General features: G+C 63.8%; 24 protein-coding genes. 12 read left to right on the top strand and 12 right to left on the bottom strand.

What is annotated here, in order from left to right:
* Positions 1 to 72 precede the first annotated feature (72 nt).
* Positions 73 to 432, top strand: a complete 360-nt coding sequence (locus CRO48_RS16535; RefSeq protein WP_097140966.1) for a VOC family protein — start codon at positions 73 to 75, stop codon at positions 430 to 432.
* A 17-nt stretch (positions 433 to 449) separates the two neighbouring features.
* Here CRO48_RS16535 and CRO48_RS16530 read toward each other — a convergent pair whose 3' ends face one another.
* Both CRO48_RS16530 and CRO48_RS16525 read right to left on the bottom strand, forming a co-directional pair.
* Positions 450 to 1,376 carry a pseudouridine-5'-phosphate glycosidase gene (locus CRO48_RS16530; protein WP_097140965.1) on the bottom strand — a complete coding sequence of 309 codons (927 nt, stop codon included), beginning with the start codon at positions 1,374 to 1,376 and terminating at the stop codon, positions 450 to 452.
* A 75-nt stretch (positions 1,377 to 1,451) separates the two neighbouring features.
* Complete coding sequence (locus CRO48_RS16525; RefSeq protein ID WP_097140964.1) at positions 1,452 to 2,399, bottom strand: carbohydrate kinase family protein; 948 nt, start codon at positions 2,397 to 2,399, stop codon at positions 1,452 to 1,454.
* Between the two features lie 231 nt (positions 2,400 to 2,630).
* Here CRO48_RS16525 and recA point away from each other — a divergent pair, with 231 nt between their 5' ends.
* The 3 genes from recA to CRO48_RS16510 all read left to right on the top strand — a co-directional run bounded on the left by recA (position 2,631) and on the right by CRO48_RS16510 (position 8,086).
* Positions 2,631 to 3,716, top strand: coding sequence for a recombinase RecA (gene recA / locus CRO48_RS16520; protein WP_097140963.1), 1,086 nt, complete (start codon positions 2,631 to 2,633; stop codon positions 3,714 to 3,716).
* A gap of 359 nt (positions 3,717 to 4,075) precedes the next feature.
* Entirely contained in the window at positions 4,076 to 6,739 is a 2,664-nt protein-coding gene (gene alaS / locus CRO48_RS16515) for an alanine--tRNA ligase (protein ID WP_097141112.1), read from the top strand.
* Positions 6,740 to 6,850: 111 nt separating this feature from the next.
* Positions 6,851 to 8,086, top strand: coding sequence for a GGDEF domain-containing protein (locus tag CRO48_RS16510; RefSeq protein ID WP_097140962.1), 1,236 nt, complete (start codon positions 6,851 to 6,853; stop codon positions 8,084 to 8,086).
* Positions 8,087 to 8,147: 61 nt separating this feature from the next.
* Here the strand turns inward: CRO48_RS16510 and CRO48_RS16505 are convergent, their stop codons facing one another.
* The 3 genes from CRO48_RS16505 to CRO48_RS16495 form a co-directional block, all read right to left on the bottom strand.
* Positions 8,148 to 8,927 carry an HAD-IIB family hydrolase gene (locus CRO48_RS16505; protein WP_097140961.1) on the bottom strand — a complete coding sequence of 260 codons (780 nt, stop codon included), beginning with the start codon at positions 8,925 to 8,927 and terminating at the stop codon, positions 8,148 to 8,150.
* 1 nt (position 8,928) lies between these two features.
* Positions 8,929 to 10,266, bottom strand: a complete 1,338-nt coding sequence (locus CRO48_RS16500) for a glycosyltransferase family 4 protein (RefSeq protein ID WP_097140960.1) — start codon at positions 10,264 to 10,266, stop codon at positions 8,929 to 8,931.
* 173 nt (positions 10,267 to 10,439) lie between these two features.
* On the bottom strand, positions 10,440 to 11,654 hold the full coding sequence (locus CRO48_RS16495; RefSeq protein ID WP_097140959.1) for an NADP-dependent isocitrate dehydrogenase: 1,215 nt from the start codon (positions 11,652 to 11,654) through the stop codon (positions 10,440 to 10,442).
* 285 nt (positions 11,655 to 11,939) lie between these two features.
* On the opposite strand from CRO48_RS16495, the gene CRO48_RS16490 reads away from it, so the two are divergent.
* The 4 genes from CRO48_RS16490 to CRO48_RS16475 all read left to right on the top strand — a co-directional run bounded on the left by CRO48_RS16490 (position 11,940) and on the right by CRO48_RS16475 (position 15,937).
* Positions 11,940 to 12,575: a hypothetical protein gene (locus CRO48_RS16490; RefSeq protein ID WP_176526788.1), complete on the top strand. Its 636-nt coding sequence runs from the start codon at positions 11,940 to 11,942 to the stop codon at positions 12,573 to 12,575.
* Between the two features lie 105 nt (positions 12,576 to 12,680).
* Complete coding sequence (locus CRO48_RS16485) at positions 12,681 to 13,514, top strand: RNA methyltransferase (protein WP_097140958.1); 834 nt, start codon at positions 12,681 to 12,683, stop codon at positions 13,512 to 13,514.
* Complete coding sequence (murI, locus tag CRO48_RS16480) at positions 13,501 to 14,289, top strand: glutamate racemase (protein WP_245423552.1); 789 nt, start codon at positions 13,501 to 13,503, stop codon at positions 14,287 to 14,289. Before CRO48_RS16485 ends, murI begins: the two co-directional genes overlap by 14 nt.
* A 133-nt stretch (positions 14,290 to 14,422) precedes the next feature.
* On the top strand, positions 14,423 to 15,937 hold the full coding sequence (locus tag CRO48_RS16475; protein WP_097140956.1) for an ATP-binding protein: 1,515 nt from the start codon (positions 14,423 to 14,425) through the stop codon (positions 15,935 to 15,937).
* Positions 15,938 to 15,940: 3 nt separating this feature from the next.
* Here the strand turns inward: CRO48_RS16475 and CRO48_RS16470 are convergent, their stop codons facing one another.
* Positions 15,941 to 16,933: a TerC family protein gene (locus tag CRO48_RS16470; RefSeq protein ID WP_097140955.1), complete on the bottom strand. Its 993-nt coding sequence runs from the start codon at positions 16,931 to 16,933 to the stop codon at positions 15,941 to 15,943.
* Positions 16,934 to 17,268: 335 nt separating this feature from the next.
* On the opposite strand from CRO48_RS16470, the gene rpsD reads away from it, so the two are divergent.
* The 4 genes from rpsD to CRO48_RS16450 all read left to right on the top strand — a co-directional run bounded on the left by rpsD (position 17,269) and on the right by CRO48_RS16450 (position 20,643).
* Positions 17,269 to 17,886 (top strand): 30S ribosomal protein S4, encoded by a 618-nt coding sequence (rpsD, locus tag CRO48_RS16465; RefSeq protein ID WP_097140954.1) that lies wholly within the window; start codon positions 17,269 to 17,271, stop codon positions 17,884 to 17,886.
* Positions 17,887 to 17,974: 88 nt separating this feature from the next.
* Positions 17,975 to 18,904, top strand: coding sequence for a glutaminase (locus tag CRO48_RS16460; protein WP_097140953.1), 930 nt, complete (start codon positions 17,975 to 17,977; stop codon positions 18,902 to 18,904).
* Between the two features lie 55 nt (positions 18,905 to 18,959).
* Entirely contained in the window at positions 18,960 to 19,832 is an 873-nt protein-coding gene (gene ttcA / locus CRO48_RS16455; protein WP_097140952.1) for a tRNA 2-thiocytidine(32) synthetase TtcA, read from the top strand.
* Positions 19,816 to 20,643, top strand: a complete 828-nt coding sequence (locus CRO48_RS16450) for an inositol monophosphatase family protein (RefSeq protein ID WP_097140951.1) — start codon at positions 19,816 to 19,818, stop codon at positions 20,641 to 20,643. Before ttcA ends, CRO48_RS16450 begins: the two co-directional genes overlap by 17 nt.
* 77 nt (positions 20,644 to 20,720) lie before the next feature.
* Here the strand turns inward: CRO48_RS16450 and CRO48_RS16445 are convergent, their stop codons facing one another.
* The 6 genes from CRO48_RS16445 to arsC all read right to left on the bottom strand — a co-directional run bounded on the left by CRO48_RS16445 (position 20,721) and on the right by arsC (position 25,768).
* Entirely contained in the window at positions 20,721 to 21,929 is a 1,209-nt protein-coding gene (locus tag CRO48_RS16445; RefSeq protein WP_097141111.1) for a multidrug effflux MFS transporter, read from the bottom strand.
* 121 nt (positions 21,930 to 22,050) lie between these two features.
* The gene (gene grxD, locus CRO48_RS16440; protein ID WP_097140950.1) at positions 22,051 to 22,386 is read right to left on the bottom strand and encodes a Grx4 family monothiol glutaredoxin; all 336 of its coding nucleotides are present in this window, start codon (positions 22,384 to 22,386) and stop codon (positions 22,051 to 22,053) included.
* Between the two features lie 134 nt (positions 22,387 to 22,520).
* Entirely contained in the window at positions 22,521 to 22,790 is a 270-nt protein-coding gene (locus tag CRO48_RS16435; protein ID WP_097140949.1) for a hypothetical protein, read from the bottom strand.
* 9 nt (positions 22,791 to 22,799) lie between these two features.
* Positions 22,800 to 23,033 carry a BolA/IbaG family iron-sulfur metabolism protein gene (locus CRO48_RS16430; protein ID WP_097140948.1) on the bottom strand — a complete coding sequence of 78 codons (234 nt, stop codon included), beginning with the start codon at positions 23,031 to 23,033 and terminating at the stop codon, positions 22,800 to 22,802.
* Between the two features lie 20 nt (positions 23,034 to 23,053).
* A complete protein-coding gene (gene purL, locus CRO48_RS16425) occupies positions 23,054 to 25,291 on the bottom strand; it encodes a phosphoribosylformylglycinamidine synthase subunit PurL (RefSeq protein WP_097140947.1) in 2,238 nt (745 codons plus the stop codon).
* 108 nt (positions 25,292 to 25,399) lie between these two features.
* Entirely contained in the window at positions 25,400 to 25,768 is a 369-nt protein-coding gene (gene arsC / locus CRO48_RS16420) for an arsenate reductase (glutaredoxin) (protein WP_245423551.1), read from the bottom strand.
* Positions 25,769 to 25,780: the final 12 nt, after the last annotated feature.

Genomic DNA, 25,780 nt, shown 5'->3' with positions numbered 1-25,780 from the left:
GGCCGATCATCGATCATTGGTAAAAGGCCTGTCCGCCCCGCTTTCTTCCCGTGTTCGTGCGAAAGGATCCCGATGAGGCTCGGCCGGATACTTCTCTACGTCAGGGATATCGAGGAGACTGCGCAGTTCTATCAGCGCTTCTTCGGCTACGAGGTGTCGCGGCGGGATGATGACCGCATCGTGGAACTGCTCGGTGATGGCGGCGCGAACATCATGCTGCACCCTGCCGCCCGCGGCCAGCGCTTGGGGCAGTCGACGGTGAAGCTCGTGTTCGATGTGGAAGACGTCGATGCCTTCTGCCGGGATAGTGCCGCGGCGGGTCTTCAGTTCGGCCCGGTACACAGGGCGGAGGGTTATGCCTTTGCCAATGCGAAGGATCCCTCCGGCACTCCGATCCAGGTTTCGAGCCGAGCCTTTCGCCTATCCATATAGCGAAGGCGCGGCAGCTCTCAGTCTGCCAGCGCCACCGCGATTTCTGCCGCCAGCCGCGCATTGTTCTCCACAAGTGCGATGTTGGTCGCCAGGCTGCGCCCATCGGTGAGGCGGAAGATGGTATCGAGCAGGTAGGGGGTCACCGCCTTGCCGGAGATTTCGTCGCGCTCGGCATTGTCGAGCGCCCGTTCGATGTAGATTTCCATCTCGCGGCGGGGGATCTCGTGTTCCTGCGGGACGGGATTGGCGATCAGCATGCCGCCGTCGATGCCGAACTGTTCGCGCACCTTCTGGAAGTTAGCGATCGCGGCCGGGCTGTTGAGCATCAGCGGGCTTGCAAGCCCCGAATCGCGCGACCAGAAGGCCGGGAAGCTGGGGCTGTCATAGGTTACGACCGGTACGCCACGCGTCTCCAGCACTTCCAGCGTTTTCGGAATGTCGAGGATCGCCTTGGCGCCGGCGCAGACGACGATGACGCCGGTCCGCGAAAGCTCGTCCAGATCTGCAGAGATGTCGAAGCTTTCCTCCGCCTTGCGGTGGACGCCGCCGATGCCGCCGGTCGCAAAGACGCGGATTCCGGCAAGGCTTGCCGCAATCATCGTGGCGGCGACGGTCGTGGCACCGGTGCGGCGTTCGGCGATGGCAAAGGCGAGGTCGGCCCGCGACAGCTTCATCGCGCCGCTCGTCTGCGCCAGCGCCTGCAGTTCCGCATCGTCAAGGCCGACATGGAGGACGCCGTCGATGACGGCGATCGTGGCCGGTACGGCGCCTTCCTCGCGGATGATCCGCTCGACGCTGCGCGCCATTTCGAGATTACCGGGGAAGGGCATGCCGTGGGTTATGATGGTGGATTCGAGCGCCACGAGCGGAGCGCCGCGTTCCTTGGCGGCCGCGACCTCTGCGGAATAGGCGATTGGCAACAGCCCGGAAGCCGATCTGGTCATCTTGATTACCTCGAATATCTGGGTGCCGGCTTCGATACGTGGGGTCGATTGGCGGTTGCCGGCATTCTCATTGTCTCATGACAGCATTTCCGCCTCGGGGACAAGCCCCGTGACGCGGTCGAGCAGGTCCGACTCCAGTTCTTCGGCGACGGCCAGCGGCGAGCGGACGGCGATCAGCGCCGCAGCCGCGCCCTGGCGCAGCGCCGCAGCCAGCGGCCTGCCCTCCAGCCGGGCGGAAAGGAAGCCCGACGCCATCGCATCGCCGGCACCCGTCACGTCGCCCAGCGTTTCCAGGGCGGGAGGCGCCAATGTTGCGACGCCGGTCGGATCGAAGGCGATCGCCGCATCCTTGCCCCGGGTCACGACCGCGGACGTCAGGCCAATGTCGCGAAGGAGATTTGGCCAGTGCCGCGGATCGTCGGGCCGCGCATTCGTCAGTGCGCGTGCTTCGGCCTCGTTCATGAAGAGGCCGGTGAGCGCGGGAAGGGCGTTGCGGAAGCGGACGACCTTTGCCGGCGAGATGGCGATGCCGTAGACCGGCTTTCCCGCAGCGTGCGCCGTATCGGCGATCGCCAGGACCGTTTCAGCCGGCAGGTTGGCGTCGGTCAGGATCGCGTCGGCCTGTGCGAAGGCGTCGCGCACGGCGCGTTGCTGCAGCCTGCGCGGGGAAAACAGCCGGTAGAGTTCCATGTCGGCGAGCGCGATCACCAGGTTGCCGTCGCGCTCGATGATCGCCGTATAGCTCGGCGTGGCGCGGTCCAGAAAGGTGAAGGGCGTGTCTTCGACGCCGGCGGCAAGGGCGGCTGCGGCAACGATCTCGCCATCGGCATCGCCGCCGCGCGGGGCGATCAGGCGGACGGCGTGGCCGAGGCGGGAAAGGTTGCGCGCGGCATTGAAGGCGCCGCCGCCGGCTTCCACGAACCAGCTGCCCGGATTGCTGGCGCCGGGGGCGGTATCGCCATGGATGCGGCCACGCCGGTCCACATGGGCGCCGCCGAGAACAAGGATGCCGGCACCCGTCATCGTGCCGCTCCCGCTATCAGCCGATTCGCACCGACAACGCGGTTTTGGTCGCCGCACGTGCGGTGGTATACTGTCTTGGAAGGCGTTCGAAACATAATGAGAACACGCCCCTGAAACGCCAAACTAATCAATTGCATGGTGTGCGGTTGCCAAAAGAGAACAAAGAGTGTACATAGCTTTCATCGGCGGCTTCATTGCCTGTCTGGCCCCAATAACCTAAAGGTGGAGCAAATGGCACAAAACTCTTTGCGGCTCGTAGAGGATAAATCGGTGGACAAAAGCAAGGCACTCGAAGCGGCACTTTCTCAGATCGAGAGGTCCTTCGGCAAGGGCTCGATCATGAAGCTCGGTTCGAAGGACAGCGTCGTCGAGATCGAGACGATCCCGACCGGCTCTCTCGGCCTGGACATCGCGCTCGGAATCGGTGGCCTGCCGAAGGGGCGCATCATCGAGATCTACGGTCCCGAGAGCTCGGGCAAGACCACGCTCGCGCTGCAGACGATTGCGGAAGCGCAGAAGAAGGGTGGCATCTGCGGGTTCGTCGACGCCGAACATGCGCTCGACCCGGTCTATGCCCGCAAGCTCGGCGTCGATCTGGAAAATCTCCTGATCTCGCAGCCCGACAACGGTGAGCAGGCGCTGGAAATCACCGATGCGTTGGTGCGTTCCGGCGCGCTCGACGTGCTCGTCATCGATTCGGTCGCGGCATTGACGCCGCGTGCGGAAATCGAAGGCGAGATGGGCGACAGCCTGCCGGGACTTCAGGCGCGTTTGATGAGTCAGGCGCTGCGCAAGCTGACGGCATCGATCTCGAAGTCGAACACCATGGTCATCTTCATCAACCAGATCCGCATGAAGATCGGCGTCATGTTCGGCTCGCCGGAGACTACCACGGGCGGCAATGCGCTGAAGTTCTACGCTTCCGTGCGTCTCGACATCCGCCGTATCGGTGCGGTGAAGGAGCGCGACGAGGTCATCGGCAACCAGACGAAGATCAAGGTCGTCAAGAACAAGATGGCGCCGCCCTTCAAGGAGGTCGAGTTCGACATCATGTATGGCGAGGGCGTGTCCAAGACCGGCGAGCTGATCGACCTCGGCGTCAAGGCGGGCATCGTGGAGAAATCCGGCTCGTGGTTCTCCTATAACAGCCAGCGTCTGGGGCAGGGCCGCGAGAACGCCAAGCAGTTCCTGCGCGACAATCCCGATGCGGCACGCGAGATCGAGATGGCGCTGCGGCAGAACGCGGGCCTGATCGCCGAAAAGCTCCTGGATGGCAAGCCGGAAGAAGACGACGGTGACAATCTCGCCGAGATGTGAGCCGCCTGCCACTGCAGGGTGAATTTGCTTCGACGAACCGGTCCTCGCCTTGCGGGGACCGGTTTTCGTGTCTGGACAGGCAGGAAGGCGAACGATAAAAGCCTTCAGTTTTCCGAGGTCCGGGAGGAGGCCGGTGCGTTTGCGCCGCAGAATGCCGAGGCCGCACGGTCGGGCGCCGGCGTCTTTCGCCATCCTGCCAGTAATGGAAACGGCTATGCCGAGCGATCGACCGCGACTTGAACCGGCACTGCACGACGCGGATGCAGGCGGGCGGATGGTTCGAAGCTGCGGCGAACCGATGGAACATGTGGTGGACGGCGGGGCTCGGCCCGGCCGCCGGTAGGTATGAAGGACGCAAGATGAGCGGCGTGAATGAGATCCGGTCGGCCTTTCTCGACTATTTTCGCAAGAACGGCCACGAGGTCGTGGCCTCCAGTCCGCTGGTGCCGCGCAACGATCCGACACTGATGTTCACCAATGCGGGCATGGTGCAGTTCAAGAACGTGTTCACCGGCCTGGAGCAGCGTCCCTATTCGACGGCGACGACGGCGCAGAAATGCGTCCGCGCCGGCGGCAAGCACAACGACCTCGACAATGTCGGCTATACCGCCCGCCACCACACCTTCTTCGAGATGCTCGGCAATTTCTCGTTCGGCGACTATTTCAAGGAACGCGCGATCGAGCTTGCGTGGGGGCTGATCACCAAGGAGTTCGGCATCGACAGGAATCGCCTGCTCGTCACCGTCTACCATAACGACGACCAGGCCTTCGACCTGTGGCGGAAGATCGCAGGCCTGCCGGAAAGCCGCATCATCCGCATCGCGACCAGCGACAATTTCTGGGCGATGGGCGATACCGGTCCGTGCGGTCCGTGCTCTGAGATCTTCTACGACCACGGCGACCACATCTGGGGCGGCCCTCCAGGTTCGCCGGAAGAGGACGGTGACCGGTTCATCGAGATCTGGAACCTCGTCTTCATGCAGTTCGAACAACTGACGAAGGAGGAGCGGATCGATCTGCCGCGGCCCTCTATCGATACCGGCATGGGGCTCGAGCGCATCGCGGCCCTGCTGCAGGGCAAGCACGACAACTACGATATCGACCTGTTCCAGGCGCTGATTTCCGCCTCGGTCGAGGCGACGGGCGTCGATGCGAACGATCCGGAACGGCGCGCGAGCCATCGCGTGATCGCCGATCACCTGCGCTCGTCCGCATTCCTGATTGCCGACGGCGTTCTTCCTTCGAACGAGGGCCGCGGCTACGTGCTTCGCCGCATTATGCGCCGTGCCATGCGCCATGCCCAGCTGCTGGGTGCGCGCGATCCGCTGATGTGGAAGCTTCTGCCGGCACTGGTCCAGCAGATGGGTCGCGCCTATCCGGAACTCGTGCGCGCCGAGGCGCTCATCTCCGAGACCCTCAAGCTCGAGGAAACCCGTTTCCGCAAGACGCTCGAGCGCGGCCTGTCGCTGCTTTCGGATGCATCCTCCGATCTGCACAAGGGCGACATCCTCGACGGCGAAACGGCCTTCAAGCTCTATGATACCTACGGCTTCCCGCTTGACCTGACGCAGGACGCGCTGCGCAACCGCGGCATCGGCGTCGATCTTTCCGGTTTCAGCGATGCGATGGAGCGTCAGAAGGCCGAGGCGCGCAAGAGCTGGGCGGGTTCTGGCGATGCGGCCGCCGAGACGATCTGGTTCGAGCTGCGCGAGAAGCACGGTGCCACCGAGTTCCTGGGTTACGACACCGAGGTTGCCGAAGGCGTCGTCCAGGCGATCGTCCGCGACGGGAGAACCGTGGATGCTGCATCGGCTGGCGATACGGTCCAGCTCGTGCTGAACCAGACGCCGTTTTATGGCGAATCCGGCGGCCAGATGGGCGATACCGGCGTCATCAGCCACGACCATGCGCGGCTGCGCGTCACCGATACGCAGAAGAAGGCCGACGGCCTCTTCGTCCACAACGCGATCGTGGAAGAGGGAACGGTCAAGCTTGGCGATGCGGTCGCCCTTGACGTCGATCATGCCCGTCGCGGACGCCTGCGCTCGAACCACTCCGCCACACATCTGCTGCACGAGGCGCTGCGCGAGGTTCTCGGCACCCACGTCACGCAGAAGGGCTCGCTGGTGGCGCCGGAGCGGCTTCGCTTCGACGTCTCGCATCCGAAGCCGATGACGGCGGACGAGCTGAAGGTGGTCGAGGAAATGGCAAACGAGATCATCGTGCAGAATACGCCGGTGACGACCCGCCTAATGAGCGTCGACGACGCGATCGCCGAGGGTGCGATGGCGCTGTTCGGCGAGAAATACGGCGACGAGGTTCGCGTCGTCTCGATGGGCACGGGCATCCGCGGCGCCAAGGCCGGCAAGCCCTATTCGGTGGAACTGTGCGGCGGTACCCATGTCGGCGCCACCGGCGAGATCGGCCTGGTGCGGATCGTCGGCGAAAGTGCTGTCGCCTCGGGCGTACGGCGCCTCGAAGCGCTGACGGGCGAAGCTGCGCGGGCCTACCTTGCCGAGCAGGACGAACGGGTGAAGACGCTGGCCGCAAGCCTCAAGGTTCAGCCGGCCGAGGTTCTTTCCCGCGTCGAGACCCTTCTCGACGAACGCCGCAAGCTGGAGCGCGAACTTTCGGATGCCAAGAAGAAGCTGGCGCTCGGCGGCGGCGGGGCAAGTGGCGGCGACGCCGTGCGCGAGATTGCCGGCGTGAAGTTCCTCGGCAAGGTCGTCAGCGGCGTCGAGCCGAAGGACCTCAAGGGCCTGGCCGACGAAGGCAAGAAGGGGCTGGGCTCGGGCATCGTCGCCTTCGTCGGCGTATCCGCCGACGACAAGGCCAGCGCCGTGGTCGCCGTCACCGACGATCTGACCGGCCGCTTCAGCGCCGTCGATCTCGTACGCGTCGCATCGGCCGCACTTGGCGGCAAGGGCGGTGGTGGGCGGCCGGATATGGCGCAGGCCGGTGGGCCGGACGGCCAGCGGGCGAACGATGCGATCGAATCCGTCGCGGCCGCACTGGCCGGATAACGCATTGCACCTTAGAAGATTTTGGCAACGGCGGGATTTTTCCCGCCGTTGCTGTTTGTGAAGTCTTCAATTTTCCGTGGTAGCTTCCCAGTCCCGACGGAGTGTGATTCCTTGCTCGAAGTTCTCGTCAGCGTCCCGACGCTGCTGCTCTGCACCTTTTTGTCGACGCTCGTCGTCGCCGTTTTCCTCAGCCAGCATTGGGCATCGGGGCGCGCGCCCGCCGCTGCCGTCTACTGGTGCGTGGCCATGTGGATCGGTTCGGCGTCAAGCGTTTTTCTGGCGCTGCGCGCGGTTATCGCGCCGGAACTGTCGATCGGTCTTGGCAACGCGCTTGCGGCCCTGGCCTATGCGATGACCTGGGGCGGGTTTCGCTCCTTCGACGGCCGGCGGGTGTCGCGGCTTGCCGTCGCAGCCGCCCCGGTGGCCTGGTGTCTCGCCTATGGCCTCTCCGATACCTTCGCCGCCGACATGAACCTGCGCGTGATCCTGATGTCGGTCATCGTCGTGGTCTATTCGCTGGCGATCGCTGCGGAAGTGATGCGGGGCCGGAAGGGGGAGCCGCTTCCATCGCGCCGGTTCATCGCCGTCCTTCTCGCACTGCATGCCGTTTTCTACGGATTGCGCATTCCGTTCACCTTGCTTGCGCCGGTATCCGATGGCGCGCAACCTTATGTATCGCCCTGGTTCGCCGCGTTCGCCGTGGAGATCTTCGTTCACACGGTTGTCCTTTCGGTTTCAGTCCTGATCCTCCTCAAGGAGCGCAGCGAGGCGATCTATCGTCAGGCTGCACGCTCGGATGCGCTCACGGGGATCCTGAACCGTGGCGCGTTCATGGAGGAGACAGCGAGCATGCTGCGGCGGCATCCGCAGGGGGGCGTGCTCATGTTGCTCGACCTTGATCATTTCAAGGCGATCAACGACACCTACGGCCATCAGGCCGGAGACAAGGTGCTGCAGCGGTTCACCGGGGCCGTGTCGGCGAAGCTCCGGGGCGAAATGGTCTTCGGCCGGTTTGGCGGCGAGGAGTTCGCGCTCTTCGCCCCGGCGCTGGACCTCGACGAGGCGACTGCCTTTGCCGATGCGCTGCGCCGGGATATCGAAGGTCTGGAGATCGGCCACTACGGCACGATGATATCGGCGACCGTCAGCATCGGGGTCTCTTCCGTGGTCCTCAGCGGCGGCGACATCGACAGCCTTGTGGCGTCGGCAGACTTCGCACTCTATCGGGCCAAGGCGGAAGGGCGGAACCGGAGCTGCGTCGCCGGGCCCGCGGAAAGTCTGATGCAGATCGCCGGCCGCATGCGTCTGGCCGATTTCGAGGCTCCGCTCACGTCTGTGGCGCGCTAGAGCAGCCCGTTCGCTCGCGCAGTCGCTAGGACGGGGTTGCCGTTGTTGCGACTAGACCGCGTTATCCGCGTGCGTCAGCGGACCGCGGTCGTTGCCGGGACGACGCCGCATCCATCCAGTGCTGCAGGCCTTCCACGACGCCGTCGGCATTTGCCCGGCGCGCCTGATAGTGCCTGCCGGTGGTCGATGCGAGTTGCCGCAGTTCGTCCAGCGCATTGCCCACCACGATCCCGTTGACGGCCGGCAGCAGGAACATGTCGGCGTCATTGCCGGTATCGCCTGCCACGACGACCTCATCGAGATCGATGCCGAGCTCGCGGCAGAGCCAGGCAAGTGCCGCGCCCTTGCTGGCCTGGCGCGGAAGAACGTCGAGGTCCCGCTTGCTGGAATAGACCAGCCGCGCCTCGACGCCGGCGTCGGCCAGCGCCTGTTCCAGCTCGGCGATCACCTCCTCGCTCGCGTCGTGCAGATGCCAACTGGACTTGTGGTCATGCTGGTACACCGCGTCCTGCAGCGCTATGCCGTCCACGTGACGCATGACGCGCAGCAGTGCGTCGCGGTCGAACGGAGCGCCGAGCATCTCGCCGAACTGGCGACGGCGTGTCTCATTCAATTCGCCGCCGACCATCGTTCCGACCCCGCCGATCAGGTAGTCCGGCTGCGGCAGGTCGGAGACCGCGAGCAGGGCTTCGATATCGTCAATCAGCCGGCCGCTGTTGTAGACCAGAACCGGGCGGTTCGCCGGGTTTAGGCTTTCCCAGAAGCTTCGGAAGCGCTGGGTCGCCCGGTGGTCGCCGAGCAGCGTGCCGTCGAGATCCGATGACAGCAGCCTGACGGTCATGTCAGTCTCCATCGTTCCAGGGTTCTGCCCAGTCGTCGCCGTCGAGCGCGTGCCGCATCGGCCGTCCCTCGACAAGGGCGATCAATTGCTGGGCGATGCCGGTCCAGGTGAACAGGCTGCGTGCCTTATGGGCACCCATGCGCGAAAGGCGGTTGTAGAGCCGCGGATGCTTGAGCGGCTTCATCATCGTGATGCCGAGATCGTACTTGTCGAAGGGATCGGCAAAGAGCGCGTGCCGGCCGTAGCTAACCGAACGGAACAGGCCGCCATGGATCGTGATGATGGTGGGCGTTCCGCTGGCCATAGCCTCGATGGCAGTCATGCCGAAGGGTTCGTAGCGACTGGACAGAACGAAGAGATCGGCCGCGCGGTAATAATCCGGCAGGTCCTCGTCGGAAACGAAGCCGGCGAAATCGACCCGGTCTATAAGCCCGCGCTCGTCAACCAACTGCTTGAGCTGGTCGAGTATCGCTTTTTCCTGTTCGTCCAGGTGTTCCCCGCCCAAGGCCAGATGCAGCCGCGCTTCCGGCTCGCGCTCCGCCAGAACGGAGAAGCCTTCGATGAGCAGGTCGTACCCCTTGTTGGTCGCAAGCCGTCCCAGCGCCAGCACGGTCTTGCCGTGGAAGCCGAATTTCTGGCGGGCCATCTCCCGCGTTGCACCGGAGACAGGGAAGAAACGGTTGTCGTCGTAGCCCGGCGGGATCATGTGGACGCGGTCGGGCTTGAGCCCATAGTCGGTGGTCAGCATGTCGAGCTGGATCGGGGTCGTGGCGATGACGAGGTTGCAGCTGCGATAGACGATGAGCTCGTGCTTGATGCGTTCGGAGAAATTGAATTCGGCCTCGAAGCTGTCGGCCTTGTCGGGATAGTCGGTCTCCATCTGCCGCTTCTTCCAGATGCCGAGCGAATGCGGCGTGTGGATATGCGGCACTGCGAGCGCTTCGGAAAGCCGCTGGCCGGCGACGCCAGCGTCCCAGTAATGGCTGTTGATGAAGAAGTAGTCGAGGTCGTTCGACTTGATGAAGCGGATCGCCGCCTCGCACCAGGCCATCAGGTGGTTGTGCAGATATTCCTTGGGAATGAAGTCGCGACCACCGCAGGGGATGCGCACGACGCGGACCCGATCGTCGACTTCATCGAACTGCGGCTGCTCCTCGAACTGTCGCGTGTATATGTCCACGAGAAAGCCGAGCCGACCAAGTTTCTTGGCGAGTTCAAGAACATAGACGACCTGTCCGCCGGTATCGGCCGCGCCAAGCGGTGGAATTGCCGCAACATAGCCGTGTGTAGAGACGAGGGCTATTCGCGGGAGAGATTCAGTTTCTGTCTTTTCAATCATGTCGCTGATCTAGGATAGGGTAGGGGAGTTGAGCGTCAACCCCTGTGCCCGCATTTTGTTCCATCGATCATGTTACGCAATACTCGGTTCTCCCTTGGGGATGAACCCCGCAAACGAAAAGACCCGGCGCGAGGCCGGGTCCTTCCGATTGTATCTTCTGCAGGTGTGGCCGATCAGGCGGCCATGGCCTTCTGCAGGTTCTCGTCGATCTTGTCGAGGAAACCGGTGGTGGAGAGCCAGGGCTGGTCGGGCCCGATCAAGAGCGCCAGGTCCTTGGTCATGAAGCCCGACTCGACGGTGTCAACGCAGACCTTTTCCAGCGTGGTTGCGAACTTGGCGAGTTCGGTATTGCCGTCGAGCTTGGCGCGGTGGGCAAGCCCGCGGGTCCAGGCGAAGATCGAGGCGATCGAGTTGGTCGAGGTCTCCTCGCCCTTCTGGTGCTGGCGGTAGTGGCGGGTGACCGTCCCGTGCGCGGCCTCGGCTTCGACCGTCTGGCCGTCCGGCGTCATCAGCACCGAGGTCATCAGGCCGAGCGAACCGAAGCCCTGTGCGACGATGTCGGACTGAACGTCGCCGTCATAGTTCTTGCAGGCCCAGACATAGCCGCCCGACCACTTCAGCGCAGACGCCACCATGTCGTCGATCAGGCGGTGCTCGTACCAGATCTTCGCTTCCTTGAACTTTTCGGCGAACTCGGCGTCGAAGACCTCCTGGAAGATGTCCTTGAAGCGGCCGTCATAGACCTTGAGGATGGTGTTCTTGGTCGACAGGTAGACCGGCACCTTGCGCTGCAGGCCGTAGTTGAACGAGGCGCGGGCGAATTCGGTGATCGAGTCGTCGAGGTTGTACATGCCCATGGCGACGCCGGCGGACGGCGCGTCGAAGACGTCGTACTCGATCTCCTTGCCGTCCTCGCCGACGAACTTCATCGTCAGCTTGCCCTTGCCGGGGAACTTGAAGTCGGTGGCGCGGTACTGGTCGCCGAAGGCGTGTCGGCCGACGATGATCGGCTTGGTCCAGCCGGGAACGAGGCGGGGCACGTTCTTGCAGATGATCGGCTCGCGGAAGATGACGCCGCCAAGAATGTTGCGGATCGTGCCGTTCGGCGACTTCCACATCTTCTTCAGGCCGAATTCCTCGACGCGGCCCTCGTCCGGGGTGATCGTCGCGCACTTGACGCCGACGCCGTACTGCTTGATGGCGTTGGCGGCGTCGATCGTCACCTGGTCGTCGGTGGCGTCACGGTTCTCGACGCTGAGGTCGTAGTACTTCAGGTCGATGTCGAGGTAGGGGTGGATCAGCTTTTCCTTGATGAACTGCCAGATGATGCGGGTCATCTCGTCGCCGTCGAGCTCGACGACCGGATTTGCGACCTTGATCTTAGCCATGAAATTCCTCGCTGCCTGATGGGGCGAATGGCCCCGTTTCGTGAAAGGATGGATCGTGTGCGCCTATAGCATCGCGCGTGCGCAAGGCAAAGGCGGCGCGGCCCGCGGAGGGATTATTTTCCATTTCGCCACGGCTTCGACTATGGTCCGCGCCGCCTCGTACCGGCTGCGCCCCGAATTGATTCGCGCTGCCGGAATTTGTCCCAATTGACGCTGTTAGGCTTGTCGCCTGACACATCACGATAGGGCCATCGGCCCGATAGCCGACCTGCTCGGGAGACGACCATGATACGAATGAGCCTTGCTGCCGCCCTTCTCACCCTGCCGTCGCTGGCCGTCGCTGCCGACGCGACCGCGCCGGTGCGCGAGATCATGGATTTGGCGACAAAGAACTGGGCCGATGCGCCCGACGACAACGCCACGCCGCCCGACTATGTCGACTACTTCGACGACACCTTCCTGTCGCGGCTCTACAGCAAGGATTTCGTCGCGAAATATCGCGACGCCGCAAAGTATCCCGTGTTCGAGGACAGCGGCTCGCCGTTCGACTACGACGTCATCGCGATGGGGCAGGACGGCTGCTCCTTCAAGGATCTGAAGATCGAGGCGCAGCCGCCCGTCAATGGCATGACCGTGGTCAAGACCACCTTCGACAACACCTATTGCTTCGGCGAGCGCGAGCCGGACTGGAAGCCGGCGGAGGTCGATTTCAACGTCATCGAGGAAGACGGCCGCGCCGTGATCGACGACATTCTTCGTCCGCAGGACGGCGATCCGGGCTCGCTGAAGGCGGAGATGCAGGAAATCAGCACAGAAGCGGCCTCCACCCCGCAGGATGGCGGCGGTGAGGAAGGTCCCGGTCAGGACGGTGCAGGCCAGAGCGGCTCAGGCGAGAGCGGTGCATTTCAGGACGGTCAGTAGCGGCCGCGCGGAAAATGCCAGCCATGCCGCCTCACGGGGCACCTTCTCATTTCGCGCCATTTATGCCAGTGAGGCCGTAAACCGGCACGAAGGATTGAAGAAGGCATGGCGGGCACGAACAGCGAGCGGCAACTGATCGCGGAGGGACCGGCAATCATCCTGGTGCATCCGCAGCTCGGCGAAAACATCGGCATGGTGGCGCGCGCCATGGCCAATTTCGGCCTTGCCGAACTGCGCCTGGTCAATCCGCGCGACGGCTGGCCGAGCGAGAAGGCGATCTCGGCGGCGAGCAAGGCCGACCATGTGATCGCGGCGACGAAGGTGTACTCCTCGCTGGAGGCGGCGGTCGCCGACCTCAATTTCGTCTACGCGACGACGGCGCGTGACCGCTACGGCTACAAGGAAGTGCGCTCGCCGGTGGTGGCTGCAGAGACATTGAGGACCCGGTTCCGGGCCGGGGAGGCGACCGGCATCCTGTTCGGACGCGAACGCACCGGGCTGACCAACGAGGAAATCGCGCTTGCCGACGAACTCGTCACCTTTCCCGTCAATCCCGCCTTCGCTTCGCTCAATCTGGCGCAGGCCGTGCTCCTGATGAGCTACGAATGGATGAAGACGGGCATGGGCTCGCTCGAGGAGACCGCCTTTTCCGCCCTGCCGCAACGGCCGGCGAAGAAGGACGAACTGCAGGGCCTGTTCGACCATGTGGAGGAGGCGCTGGACGCACGCGGCTATTTCCGCCCCGCCGCCAAAAAGCCGAAATTGATCGAAAACCTGCGTTCCGCCCTTACCCGCCCCTCTTTCACCGGCTCGGAAATCCAGGTCTTGCGCGGCATCGTTTCCTGTCTCGATCGTTTCACGCGGGATGCGCCACGCGGGACTCCATCGCCGAACCGCACGCGCAACAGAAGGCCGAAGGCCGAACGTGACGACGAATAGCCCCAAGCCCATCCTGGTTTTCGACAGCGGCATCGGCGGGCTGACGGTGCTGCGCGAGGCGCGCGTGATGATGCCGGAGCGGCATTTCACCTATGTTGCTGACGACGCCGGCTTTCCCTATGGCGGCTGGGAGGAGGGCGCGCTGAAGGCACGGATCGTCGCCCTGTTCGACAAGCTTTTGGCCCTGCACGACCCGGAAATCTGCATCATCGCCTGCAATACCGCCTTCACGCTGGTCGGCGCGGATCTGCGCGCGGCGTTTCCGCAGATGCGCTTCGTCGGCACGGTGCCTGCGATCAAGCCTGCGGCAGAACGCACCCGCTCCGGTCTCGTCTCCGTACTGGCCACCCCGGGAACGGTCAGGCGCGCCTATACGCGCGACCTGATCCAGTCCTTCGCCAGCCAATGCCATGTGCGGCTGGTGGGCTCGGAAAACCTCGCGCGCATGGCGGAAGCCTATATTCGCGGCGAGACGCTTTCGGACGAGGCTGTTCTTGCCGAGATCGCGCAGTGCTTTCTGGAACAGGACGGCCGCAAGACCGACATCGTCGTGCTGGCCTGCACGCACTATCCGTTCATGGCCAACCTCTTTCGCAGGCTGGCGCCGTGGCCGGTGGACTGGCTGGATCCCGCCGAGGCGATCGCCCGCCAGGCGCGGCGACTGGTGCCGGCGCTCGAAGCCATTGCGCCCGGCGAGGACGTTGCCGTTTTTACCTCCGGCAATCCCGATTTTTCGACGCGGCGGCTGATGCAGGGCTTCGGGCTGCGCGTGTAGTTTCGGGCGAGGCGAAACCTTCCTGTGGGTTTTGCATTTCGCGTCCCCGCAGGCACTCTCTTCATGCTAGGTCTTCGCCGTTTTTCCCGGCCACGCGCGCCGGACGAATCGATTGGTTGGGCACGAGGGTCGCATGAAGGTCGGCATCGACATGGGAACGGCGCAGGGCGGCGCGCCGGCCGCGCTCGATATCGAGGAGTTGCTTGCGACCCGTCTTCTCGTCCAGGGCAATTCCGGTTCGGGCAAGTCGCACCTGTTGCGGCGGCTTTTGGAACAGTCGGCGCCCTGGGTGCAGCAGTGCATCATCGATCCCGAGGGCGACTTCGTCACGCTTGCCGACAAGTTCGGCCACATCGTCATAGAGGGTGAGCGGACCGATGCCGAGCTGGTCGGCATCGCGAACCGTATCCGCCAGCACCGCGTCTCCTGCGTCCTGTCGCTGGAGGGGTTGGAGGTGGAGCAGCAGATGCGCACCGCCGGTATCTTCCTCAACGCGATGTTCGATGCCGACCGTGACTACTGGTATCCCGTGCTCGTCGTGGTCGACGAAGCGCAGATGTTCGCGCCGTCGGTTGCCGGCGACGTCGGCGAGGAGGCGCGCAAGCTTTCCCTCGGCGCCATGACCAACCTCATGTGCCGCGGGCGAAAGCGTGGGCTTGCCGGCGTGATCGCCACCCAGCGCCTTGCAAAACTCGCCAAGAACGTCGCCGCCGAAGCGTCCAACTTCCTGATGGGGCGTACCTTCCTCGATATCGACATGGCACGGGCGGCCGACCTCCTGGGCATGGACCGCCGCCAGGCAGAGATGTTCCGCGACCTGAAGCGTGGCTCCTTCGTCGCACTCGGACCGGCCCTGTCGAGGCGCCCGCTTGCGGTGACGATCGGTGCGGTGGAGACCTCGGCCCGCTCGACCAGCCCGAAACTGATGCCGCTGCCGGAAGCGCCGGAGGATGTCGCCGATCTGATCTTCACGCCGGATCCGGAGGAATTCACCCGTCCGATCGTGCGCCGCGCCCCGCCGCAACCGCGGCCGACGACCGACATCCTCGCCGAGCTGTCGCGCGCGCGGCCCGAACCCGTCGCGGTCGAGACCGCCCGGCCTGCGGCCCCCGAAATGGCCCCCGAGGAGCGCGAGGCGATGCTCGATCACGTGCTGGCCGAGATCCTCGACAATCCGGGCGCTGCCTTCCGGGCAGATGCCGAGCTGTTCCAGGACTTCCTCGTGCGCTGCCGCATTCGTCGCGTGCCTGGCGCGCCGTTGTCGCTGCCGGCATTCCGCCGCAAGATGGCGGTGGCCCGCTCCGGCGTCGATGCCGAGACGGCGGCCACCGAGGTCTGGCAGACCGCGCTCGACCTCTCCCGCCAGGTGAGCGAGGACCTGCAGGGCGTGTTCCTGCTGGTCGCGCAGTCGGCGGTGCGCGGGCTTGCCTGCCCGTCGGACGCGATGATCGCGCGCGCCTACGGCACGCATTCGGCGCGTCGCGCCCGGCGGCTGCTCGGCTATTTCGAGGAGCAGGGGCTCGTCGTCGTCCACAGCGATATCGCGGGTCACCGCATCGTCGCCTTCCCGGATCTCGCATGCGAAACGGCGCCGGGCGATCCGAACGCGTCGGACCCCGGCGCCGATTCCCGCGCCGCCGCCGAGTAGGGTTTAGACGTCTTCCGTCAGCGGCTTTGCCTCCTTGTTGCGGGTGGCCCACAGCGAGCCGACGATGCCGGCGGCAAGGATCGCGACGGTGACCCCAAGGGAGATCATCGGCGGGATCTTGGCGAGACCCAACATGTCAGCCACGAAGATCTTCGAGCCGATGAAGATCAGCACGGTCGCCAGCGCATATTTCAGATAGGCAAAGCGGTGGATCAGGGCGGAGAGCGCGAAATAGAGCGCCCGCAGGCCGAGGATCGCAAAGATGTTCGACGTATATACGATGAACGGATCGGTGGTGATTGCGAAGATCGCCGGGATCGAATCGACGGCGAAGACGAGATCGGCGAATTCGACCAGCACCAGCGCCAGCAGGAGCGGGGTGACGAAGGTGCGTATGCGGCCTGTCTTCTCGTCGGCCTGGCGGACGAGGAAGCGGTCGCCATGCAGCCGGTCGGTGACGGGGAGGCGGCGGCGCAGGAATTTCAGCAGCGGGTTGTTGGCGACGTCATAGGCTTCTTCCGACGCGAAGAGCATCTTGATTCCGGTGAAGACGAGGAAGGCTGCGAAGAGGTAGAGCACCCAGCCGTAGTTCTCGACGACGGCCGCACCAGCCCCGATCATGATGCCGCGCAGCACGATGACGCCGAGGATTCCGTAGAGCAGGACGCGGTGCTGGTAGTGGCGGGGAATGGCGAAATAGCCGAAGATCATCGCGATGACGAAGATGTTGTCCATCGCCAGGCTCTTCTCCACGATGAAGCCGGTCAGGTACTCTATGCCGGCCTGCTGGCCGGACTGAAGCCAGACGAAGCCGCCGAAGGCGAGACCGAGCGCGATGTAGAAGGCGGAGAGAAGAAGGCTCTCGCGAATGCCGATCTCCTTGTTTTCCTTGTGGAGAACGCCAAGATCGATGGCGAGGAGAGCGAGAACGATCACGAGGAAGGAGAGCCACATCCAAACTGCGGTCCCCTGGAAGTCGTGCATAAGAAAATCCATGAAAGGGCTTCCTATGCCGGATATGTTGATGTTTGCAGCTCCGACATCACGGGTCATCCGGCTTCACACGTCAGAGGGGCCCGGCGCTGCGTGAGGCGGCAGATGGGGGTGGGGCTTTGCATCCGCAAGATGCGTTGACATTCTTGTGAAAACGTCCTAGAGACCCGCTCAACGCCGGGCAGAAATGTCCGGTGTTTCATTGACATGTCCCGTGGTTTCTCCGGTCGCGTATCGTGAGAAACCTGTCAGAAAGCCTAAAACGGCATTCAGAGGAGGGCGTGTTTCCTTGATCCGGTTCGGCAACGATCCGGTGTAACAGTATGAAAGGAAATGCGATGAGCAAGCGCGCTTCATCCAAGTACAAAATCGACCGCCGTATGGGCGAGAACATCTGGGGCCGTCCGAAGTCCCCGGTCAACCGCCGCGAATACGGCCCGGGCCAGCACGGCCAGCGCCGCAAGTCCAAGCTCTCCGACTTCGGCGTGCAGCTGCGCGCCAAGCAGAAGCTGAAGGGCTACTATGGCGACCTGCGCGAAAAGCAGTTCCGCGCCACCTACGAGGAAGCCAACCGCCGCAAGGGCGACACCGGCGAGAACCTGATCGGCCTGCTCGAGTCGCGTCTTGACGCGATCGTCTACCGCGCCAAGTTCGTTCCGACGGTCTTCGCTGCCCGCCAGTTCGTCAACCACGGCCACGTCAAGGTCAACGGCGTTCGCGTCAACATCGGTTCCTACCGCTGCAAGGCCGGCGACGTGATCGAAGTCCGCGAGAAGTCCAAGCAGCTCGTATCGGTTCTGGAATCGGTCCAGCTCGCAGAGCGCGACGTTCCGGATTACATCGAAGTCGACCACAACAAGATGGTTGCCACCTTCGCACGCGTTCCGGGCCTCTCCGACGTACCGTACCCGGTCGTCATGGAACCGAACCTGGTCGTCGAATTTTATTCGCGCTAATTTCGGCCAAAGGCCTATCGAATACGAAAGCCGCCCCGAAACGGGCGGCTTTTTTGTCATACGCAGTCTGAAACCGGAGGATTGCCGCATGCCGGACCTGCAGACGGTCGTCGACGAAATACATCGCGAGCTGTCGCCGCGCTTCGGCGAAGGGCGCGTGGCGGATTACATTCCGCAGTTGGCAAGGGTCCGGCCGGACCGGTTTGGAATTGCGGTGCAGACGGTCGACGGCGGCGTCCATCTTGCGGGCGACGCGGACGTTTCCTTTTCCATCCAGAGCATTTCGAAGGTGTTCACGCTGACGATCGCGCTCGGCAAGCTGGGCGATGCGATCTGGAAGCGGGTGGGGCGGGAGCCTTCCGGTACTGCGTTTAATTCGATCGTGCAGCTGGAGCGCGAGGCGGGCATTCCGCGCAATCCCTTCATCAATGCCGGGGCGCTTGCCATCACCGACCTTCTGCTTGCGGGCCATCCGCCGAAGGCGGCGATCGGGGAGATCCTCCGATTCGTGCGTTACCTCGCCGACGACGAGGACATCGTCATCGATCACGAGGTGGCCCGCTCGGAGGCTGCAACAGGATATCGCAATGCCGCGCTTGCGAATTTCATGCGCTCCTTCGACCGGCTGAACCATCCCGTCGAGCATGTGCTCGGCGTCTACTTCCACCAGTGCGCCATCGCCATGAGTTGCCGGCAGCTTGCGCGCGCCGGTCTCTACCTCGCCGCCGGCGGCAGCAATCCGCTGACCGGCCATCGCGTCGTCTCGCGCCAGCGCGCGCGGCGCATCAACGCGCTGATGCTCACCTGCGGACATTACGACGGATCGGGCGATTTCGCCTATCACGTCGGCCTTCCGGGAAAGAGCGGCGTCGGCGGGGGGATTCTCGCCATCGCGCCCGGCAATGCCTCCATTGCGGTGTGGTCGCCGGGGCTGAACGACGTGGGCAACTCCGCACTCGGGACGGTCGCCCTGGAGATGCTGGCTGCGCGCACCGGCTGGTCGGTTTTTGGCGCTTGATTGTCGCGCCCGTTCGGGGCATTCCAACGCGGACGACTTAACGACGGAAGCTTTGATGACGCTCGCGCTCAGGACCGATGAAGAGGCCGACGATGGCGGCCCGCGCCACCCGCTGTTTTCCGATGCGCCCTCGTCGGTCTCCTTCAACAAGCTGCGCAAGCGGCTGCTGCGGCAGGTGCGCCAGGCGATCGACGACTTTGCCATGTTGAATGGGCAGAAGCGCTGGCTCATCGGCGTCTCCGGCGGCAAGGACAGCTATAGCCTGCTGGCGCTGCTGATGGATCTGAAATGGCGGGGTCTCCTGCCGGTGGACCTGATCGCCTGCAATCTCGACCAGGGCCAGCCGAATTTTCCAAAGCACGTCCTGCCGGACTATCTTGCCTCGATCGGTGTCGAACATCGCATTGAATACCGGGATACCTATTCGATCGTGAAGGAGAAGGTGCCGCAGGGGGCGACCTACTGCTCCCTCTGCTCACGCCTCAGGCGCGGCAATCTCTATCGCATCGCCCGCGAGGAGGGCTGCGACGCGCTGGTGCTCGGCCATCACCGTGAAGACATCCTCGAGACGTTCTTCATGAATTTCTTCCATGGCGGCCGGCTGGCCGCGATGCCGGCCAAGCTGCTCAACGACGACGGCGACCTGATGGTGCTCCGGCCGCTTGCCTACGCGGCAGAGGACGACCTTGCCAAATTCGCCGCCGCCATGCGCTTTCCGATCATTCCCTGCGACCTGTGCGGCTCCCAGGACGGGCTGCAGCGCAACGCCATGAAGGCCATGCTGGCCGATATCGAGGCGCGCATGCCGGGCCGCAAGGACACCATGCTGCGGGCGCTGTCGCATGTGAACCCGTCGCATCTGCTCGATCCCAAGCTCTTCGATTTTTCCTCCCTGGCAACGGTAACTTCAAATGACGATCAATTTTGACATCAATGCGCTTGCGTTCCTGCTGAGTTCGGCGGCCGAGGCCGAGATTCGCCCGCGTTTCCGGGCGCTCGGGAAAGACGACATACGGGAAAAGACCAGCGCCATCGACCTCGTGACGGAGGCTGACGTCGCGGCGGAGCGTTTCATCAAGGCCGGCATGGATGCAGTGCTGCCGGGAGCGCTGTTCATCGGCGAGGAGAGCGTGGCGGCCGATCCTGCGCTGCTGCCGAAGCTTGCCGATGCGGATCTCGCCGTCATCGTCGATCCGATCGACGGGACCTTCAACTTTGCAGCCGGCGTGCCGCTCTTCGGCGTCATGGCATCGGTCGTCTCCGGCGGCGAGACGATCGCGGGCGTCATCTACGATCCGATGGGCGACGATTTCGTGCTGGCCGAAAAGGGCGCCGGTGCGTGGCAGACGGGCGGCCATCGACCGGCTGCACGGCTCAAGGCTGCCGATGCCGTGCCACTCGCCGAGATGACCGGCATGGCCTCGACCGGATTCCTGCCGGCGGACAAGCGCGCAGGGATCATGGCCAACCTCGCAAAGGTCGCGTTCGCCTCGAACTATCGCTGCGCTGCGCACGAGTACCGCACGTTCGCCGCAGGTCACGTCCATTTCCTGATGTACAACAAGCTGATGCCCTGGGATCACCTGGCCGGTACCCTGATCAGCCAGGAGGCCGGCGCCCATGCGGCGCGTTTCGACGGCTCGCCCTACCTGCCGCGGCATGTCGAAGGTGGCCTTCTGATCGCACCCGACAAGGACAGCTGGGAGATGATGCGCCGGGAAGTCTTCGTTCTCGACTGATAGACGTCACACTCAAGGCAAAAGGCCCGGACGAGCGATTGTCCGGGCCTTTTGTATTCTGGGTGTCCGCTCGCCGCTCAGACCGCCTTGTTGTGCGGCTGGAACAGCTTGCCGCGCTCGGCGATCAGAACGAATACCAGGCCGATGACCGCCAGCGCGAAGAAGCCCGTCACAAGCGGCAGGGCGGTGCCATTGTAGGCCTGGCCGATGATGCCGCCGATGACGGCGCCGCCGGCGGTGCCCATGAAGCCGAGGACCGAGGAGGCGGTGCCCGCGACATGGCCCAGCGGCTCCATCGCCAGCGAATTGAAGTTCGAACCGATCCAGCCGAACTGGAACATCGACAGCGCAAACAGCGTGATGAAGATCGGGAACGGCACGAGATGGTTCGTCCAGCTGAGCGTCAGAACCAGCCACAAGGCGTTGATGGCGAGGAAGCCCAGCAGCGCGCCGTGCGACAGCTGCCGCATGCCAAACTGCCCGACCAGCCTGGCATTGACGAAAGAGGAGAACGCCATGAAGGCCGCGACGCCCGCAAAGGCGACGGGAAACCAGACGCCCAGCTCATAGATGCCGACATAGATCTGCTGCGCCGAGTTGATGAAGCCGAACAGCGCGCCGAAGATGAAGGTGCTGGCAAGCGTGTAACAGAGTGCCACGCGATTGGTCAGCACGATGCGGAAGCCTTCGATGACGGAGGCCGGCGTGAACGGGCGCATGTCTTCCGGCGCCAGTGTCTCGGGCAGCCGCAGGTACATCCAGGCGCCCACAGCGGCCGCAATGACACCCATGAAGATGAAGATCAGGTGCCAGTCGCCGAACAGCATGACGATCTGGCCGGTGCCGGGCGCCAGAACCGGAACGACCATGAAGACCATCATGATCAGTGACATCACCTCAGCCATGGCGCGGCCGCCGAAGATGTCGCGGACGATCGAGATCGTGATGACGCGCATGGCGGCCGAACCGATGCCCTGGACAAAGCGCAGCAAAAGCAGCGCAGCGAAGGAGGGGACGACGACGGCGGCGAGCGCGGAAACGATGTAGATCGCCAGCCCGACGAACATGGGCGTACGACGGCCGAAACGATCCGAAATCGGGCCATAGAGAAGCTGGGCGCAGGCGAAGCCGATCAGGTAGGCCGAGATCACGTACTGGCGATGGTTTTCGTTGGCAACGCCGAGGCTCGCGCCGATTTCCTGCAGGCCGGGCAGCATGATGTCGATGGCGAGCGCGTTGAGTGCCATCAGCATCGCCATCAGCGCGATGAATTCCCCTTTTCCCATGCCGTTCAGGCGCTGGGACGCTTCGGGTGAAATTGCGGTCATGATGAAAATCCAAAAATGAGAGAAGGCGCCGTCGGTAACGGCGCCTTGTAACAATCTGATGATGTCACGCGGTTGACGCTCAGGCGGCGCCCTTCACCGCGATACCCTGTCCTTGAAGATGTGTCTGCAATTCACCCGACTGGAACATCTCGCGGACGATGTCGCAGCCGCCGACGAACTCGCCCTTGACGTAGAGCTGCGGGATCGTCGGCCAGTTGGAATAGTCCTTGATGCCCTGGCGCAGATCGGCATCCGCCAGCACGTTGATGCCCTTGTAGTCGACGCCGACATAGTCGAGAATCTGCACGACCTGGCCGGAGAATCCGCACTGCGGGAACTGCGGGGTGCCCTTCATGAAGAGCACGACGTCGTTGTTCTTGACTTCGTTGTCGATGAAATCGTGAATGCCACTCATAGTCCGAATCCTTTCCTGCCCGGATGCAAGGTCCGGACCGCTGTTGTCCCTTAGATAACATGTGCGAGGCGATTTTCCACCACTCGCACGGAATTGATTCATCAAATGTAATGATGTCGGGCTCGGTTTCGGATTCAGGCCCGGCTGCGCTGCTTGCTGCGGGCAGCCGCCGTTCGCCGCCGGCTCACCTGCTTTCGCGCGGGCTTGCTGCGAGCCGGCTTGCTGCGCGCGGACTGGGGTTTCAACGCCGCCTCGACGATGTCGGCGATCAGGCCGCCTGACTTCGGTTTGGCGGCGCGCCGGCGAGTGCGTCTGGTGGTTTTCCTGACGCCGGTTTTCTTCAGCACTTCCTGCAAGGCACTGCTGACGACACTGGATACGAAATCCTCGATGACACCGGCCATGTGGATCGCTTACTCCGGCGCCGACGTCTGCAGGGCGAGGGCGTGCAGGACGCCGCCCATGTTTCCCTTGAGGGCGTTGTAGACCATCTGGTGCTGCTGAACGCGGGTCTTGCCGCGGAAGGCTTCCGCGACGACCTCTGCGGCATAGTGATCCCCATCGCCTGCCAGATCGCGGATCGTGACCTTGGCTCCGGGAATCCCGGCCTTGATCATGTCTTCGATTTCACCTGGTGCCATGGGCATAATGCGTGCTCCCTTTTGTTTTATTCGGCGGCAGCGGCTGCGTTCGAGCTGCCATCCATGAAGTCAGGGAACCACGATTCATGGGTGTCGCGCAATTGCTCAATCGACACGCTGAGAAGATCGTCGACGACGAGTTCGCTGCCGCCTACCTTGCCGAGGCGGCGGAAAGGCACGCCCGCACCTTCCGCATTGGCGCAGAGGAAGTTCGCCATGTCCGCGGGCATGGCGACGACGTAGCGCCCCTGGTCTTCGCCGAACAGCAGCGCATGGGCGGGACCGTTGCAGTCCTTCAGGCTGACCTGCATACCCTTGCCGGAGGCGATCGCCATTTCGGCAAGCGCGACTGCGAGGCCGCCCGAGGAGATGTCATGGCAGGCGGAGAACTGGCCGTTGCGGATCGCCGAGCGGACGAAATCGCCGTTGCGGCGTTCCACCACCAGGTCGACTTCCGGCGCCGGGCCGTCGACGATGCCGAGAACGTCGCGCAGGTAGACCGACTGGCCGAGATGGCTGCCGTCGATGCCGATCAGCACGATCTCGTCGCCGTCCCTGGCGCCGCCGACCTTGGCCATCTTGGACCAGTCAGGCAGCAGGCCGACGCCGGCGATGGTCGGGGTGGGCAGGATCGCCACGCCGTTGGTCTCGTTGTAGAGCGAGACGTTACCGGAAACGATAGGGAAATCGAGCGCACGGCAGGCTTCGCCGATGCCCTTGATGGCCATGACGAACTGACCCATGATGTCCGGCTTCTCGGGGTTGCCGAAGTTCAGGTTGTCGGTGGCCGCCAGCGGCTCGGCACCGGTGGCGGTAATGTTGCGCCAGCATTCGGCAACCGCCTGCTTGCCGCCCTCGAAGGGGTCGGCCTCGACGTAGCGCGGGGTGACGTCGGAGGAGAAGGCGAGCGCCTTGCTCGGATGGCCCTCGACGCGCACGACGCCGGCGTCTCCGCCCGGGATCTGCAGCGAGTTGCCCTGGATCAGCGTGTCGTACTGCTCGTAAACCCAACGGCGGCTCGACTGGTTCGGCGAGCCGACGAGCTTCAGCAGCGCCAGGCCGTAGTCGTTGGGCTCGGCGACCAGGGACGCAGGCAGGGGCGAGGGCTTGCTCGGCTCGCGCCACGGGCGGTCGTATTCCGGCGCTTCGTCGCCAAGCTGCTTGATCGGCAGGTTTGCGACCTCTTCGCCCTGGTGCAGGATGCGGAAGCGCAGGTCGTCGGTCGTGTAGCCTACGATGGCGAAGTCGAGACCCCACTTGACGAAGATCGCCTTGGCGACTTCTTCCTTCTCGGGCTCCAGAACCATGAGCATGCGCTCCTGGCTTTCGGACAGCATCATCTCATAGGCCGTCATCCGGTCCTCGCGGACCGGCACGAGATCGAGGTTCAGCTCGATACCGAGGTCGCCCTTTGCGCCCATTTCGACGGCCGAGCAGGTCAGACCGGCCGCACCCATGTCCTGGATGGCGATGACGGCGCCGGTCTGCATGAGCTCAAGGCAGGCTTCCAGCAGGCACTTTTCCGTGAAGGGGTCGCCGACCTGCACGGTCGGGCGCTTCTCTTCGATCGATTCGTCGAATTCCGCCGATGCCATGGTCGCGCCGCCCACGCCGTCACGGCCGGTCTTGGCGCCGAGATAGACGACGGGCAGGCCCACGCCCTTGGCTTCGGACAGGAAGATCGCGTCGGACTTCGCAAGGCCCGCCGCAAAGGCATTGACGAGGATGTTGCCGTTGTAGCGCTCGTCGAATTCGACTTCGCCGCCGACCGTCGGCACGCCAAAGGAGTTGCCGTAGCCGCCGACGCCGGCAACGACGCCGGAGACAAGGTGGCGGGTCTTGGGATGATCCGGCGCGCCGAAGCGCAGCGCGTTCATGGCCGCGACCGGACGTGCGCCCATGGTGAAGACGTCGCGCAGGATGCCGCCGACGCCCGTGGCAGCCCCCTGGTAGGGCTCGATGTAGGAGGGGTGGTTGTGGCTCTCCATCTTGAAGACGACGCAGTCGCCGTCGTCGATGTCGACGACGCCGGCATTTTCGCCCGGACCCTGGATGACCCGCGGGCCCTTGGTCGGCAGTGTACGCAGCCAGCGCTTGGAGGATTTGTAGGAGCAGTGCTCGTTCCACATCGCCGAAAAGATGCCGAGCTCGGTAAAGGTCGGCTCACGACCGATCAGCGACAGGATGCGCTCATATTCATCCGGTTTCAGACCATGGGCGGCAATGAGCTCCGGGGTGATCGGGCGGCTGTTGGAGATGGTCATCGTCTCTCGTCTTGTCCGTGAATGGGGGCTTTGCGGTCTCTTTATCGCATGAGCACGGACGGCGCGACAGGAAAATGCCCGCGCCAACAACCTACGATCCGAAGGAGGTCAGAGGATCTCGTCGACCCGCTCTATCGGACGGCACAGCCGTGCACCCCTGGCGGATATGACGATCGGGCGCTCGATCAGGATCGGATTGTCCAGCATGGCGTCCATGATCTCGCGATCGGTGCGGGCGGGATCCAGAAGTTCCAGTTGCCTGGCCAGTGGTTCTTTCGTCCGCAGGATATCGCGGGGCTCAGCGCCCATCGAAACGAGGATACCGAGAAGTTCCTCGCGGGTCGGCGGGTGTTTCATATATTCGATGATTTCCGGCTCGGCGCCGGTGTCGCGAATTCTGGCCAGCGTGTTTCGGGAAGTGGAACAGCGGGGATTATGAAGGATCTGTATGGTCATGGTGGCCAGAAACGACGCCACCGCCGAAAGGTT

The organism is Rhizobium subbaraonis (genome assembly GCF_900220975.1).
Classification (GTDB): Bacteria; Pseudomonadota; Alphaproteobacteria; order Rhizobiales; family Rhizobiaceae; genus Mycoplana; species Mycoplana subbaraonis.
The sequence above is the reverse complement of the archived record's forward strand: the minus strand, read 5'-3'. Positions and strand labels throughout refer to the sequence as shown.

Excerpts from the sequence above, each read along its gene's own strand:
- alaS (WP_097141112.1), top strand. The coding sequence starts at position 4,076 with ATGAGCGGCGTGAATGAGATCCGGTCGGCCTTTCTCGACTATTTTCGC.
- rpsD (WP_097140954.1), top strand. The coding sequence starts at position 17,269 with ATGAGCAAGCGCGCTTCATCCAAGTACAAAATCGACCGCCGTATGGGC.
- CRO48_RS16460 (WP_097140953.1), top strand. The coding sequence starts at position 17,975 with ATGCCGGACCTGCAGACGGTCGTCGACGAAATACATCGCGAGCTGTCG.
- CRO48_RS16530 (WP_097140965.1), bottom strand. The coding sequence starts at position 1,376 with ATGACCAGATCGGCTTCCGGGCTGTTGCCAATCGCCTATTCCGCAGAG.
- CRO48_RS16500 (WP_097140960.1), bottom strand. The coding sequence starts at position 10,266 with ATGATTGAAAAGACAGAAACTGAATCTCTCCCGCGAATAGCCCTCGTC.
- grxD (WP_097140950.1), bottom strand. The coding sequence starts at position 22,386 with ATGAGTGGCATTCACGATTTCATCGACAACGAAGTCAAGAACAACGAC.
- CRO48_RS16535 (WP_097140966.1), top strand. The coding sequence starts at position 73 with ATGAGGCTCGGCCGGATACTTCTCTACGTCAGGGATATCGAGGAGACT.
- recA (WP_097140963.1), top strand. The coding sequence starts at position 2,631 with ATGGCACAAAACTCTTTGCGGCTCGTAGAGGATAAATCGGTGGACAAA.
- CRO48_RS16525 (WP_097140964.1), bottom strand. The coding sequence starts at position 2,399 with ATGACGGGTGCCGGCATCCTTGTTCTCGGCGGCGCCCATGTGGACCGG.
- CRO48_RS16485 (WP_097140958.1), top strand. The coding sequence starts at position 12,681 with ATGGCGGGCACGAACAGCGAGCGGCAACTGATCGCGGAGGGACCGGCA.
- CRO48_RS16490 (WP_176526788.1), top strand. The coding sequence starts at position 11,940 with ATGATACGAATGAGCCTTGCTGCCGCCCTTCTCACCCTGCCGTCGCTG.
- CRO48_RS16505 (WP_097140961.1), bottom strand. The coding sequence starts at position 8,927 with ATGACCGTCAGGCTGCTGTCATCGGATCTCGACGGCACGCTGCTCGGC.
- CRO48_RS16430 (WP_097140948.1), bottom strand. The coding sequence starts at position 23,033 with ATGCCCATGGCACCAGGTGAAATCGAAGACATGATCAAGGCCGGGATT.
- purL (WP_097140947.1), bottom strand. The coding sequence starts at position 25,291 with ATGACCATCTCCAACAGCCGCCCGATCACCCCGGAGCTCATTGCCGCC.
- CRO48_RS16445 (WP_097141111.1), bottom strand. The coding sequence starts at position 21,929 with ATGGGAAAAGGGGAATTCATCGCGCTGATGGCGATGCTGATGGCACTC.
- CRO48_RS16495 (WP_097140959.1), bottom strand. The coding sequence starts at position 11,654 with ATGGCTAAGATCAAGGTCGCAAATCCGGTCGTCGAGCTCGACGGCGAC.
- CRO48_RS16475 (WP_097140956.1), top strand. The coding sequence starts at position 14,423 with ATGAAGGTCGGCATCGACATGGGAACGGCGCAGGGCGGCGCGCCGGCC.
- CRO48_RS16470 (WP_097140955.1), bottom strand. The coding sequence starts at position 16,933 with ATGGATTTTCTTATGCACGACTTCCAGGGGACCGCAGTTTGGATGTGG.
- CRO48_RS16450 (WP_097140951.1), top strand. The coding sequence starts at position 19,816 with ATGACGATCAATTTTGACATCAATGCGCTTGCGTTCCTGCTGAGTTCG.
- ttcA (WP_097140952.1), top strand. The coding sequence starts at position 18,960 with ATGACGCTCGCGCTCAGGACCGATGAAGAGGCCGACGATGGCGGCCCG.
- CRO48_RS16435 (WP_097140949.1), bottom strand. The coding sequence starts at position 22,790 with ATGGCCGGTGTCATCGAGGATTTCGTATCCAGTGTCGTCAGCAGTGCC.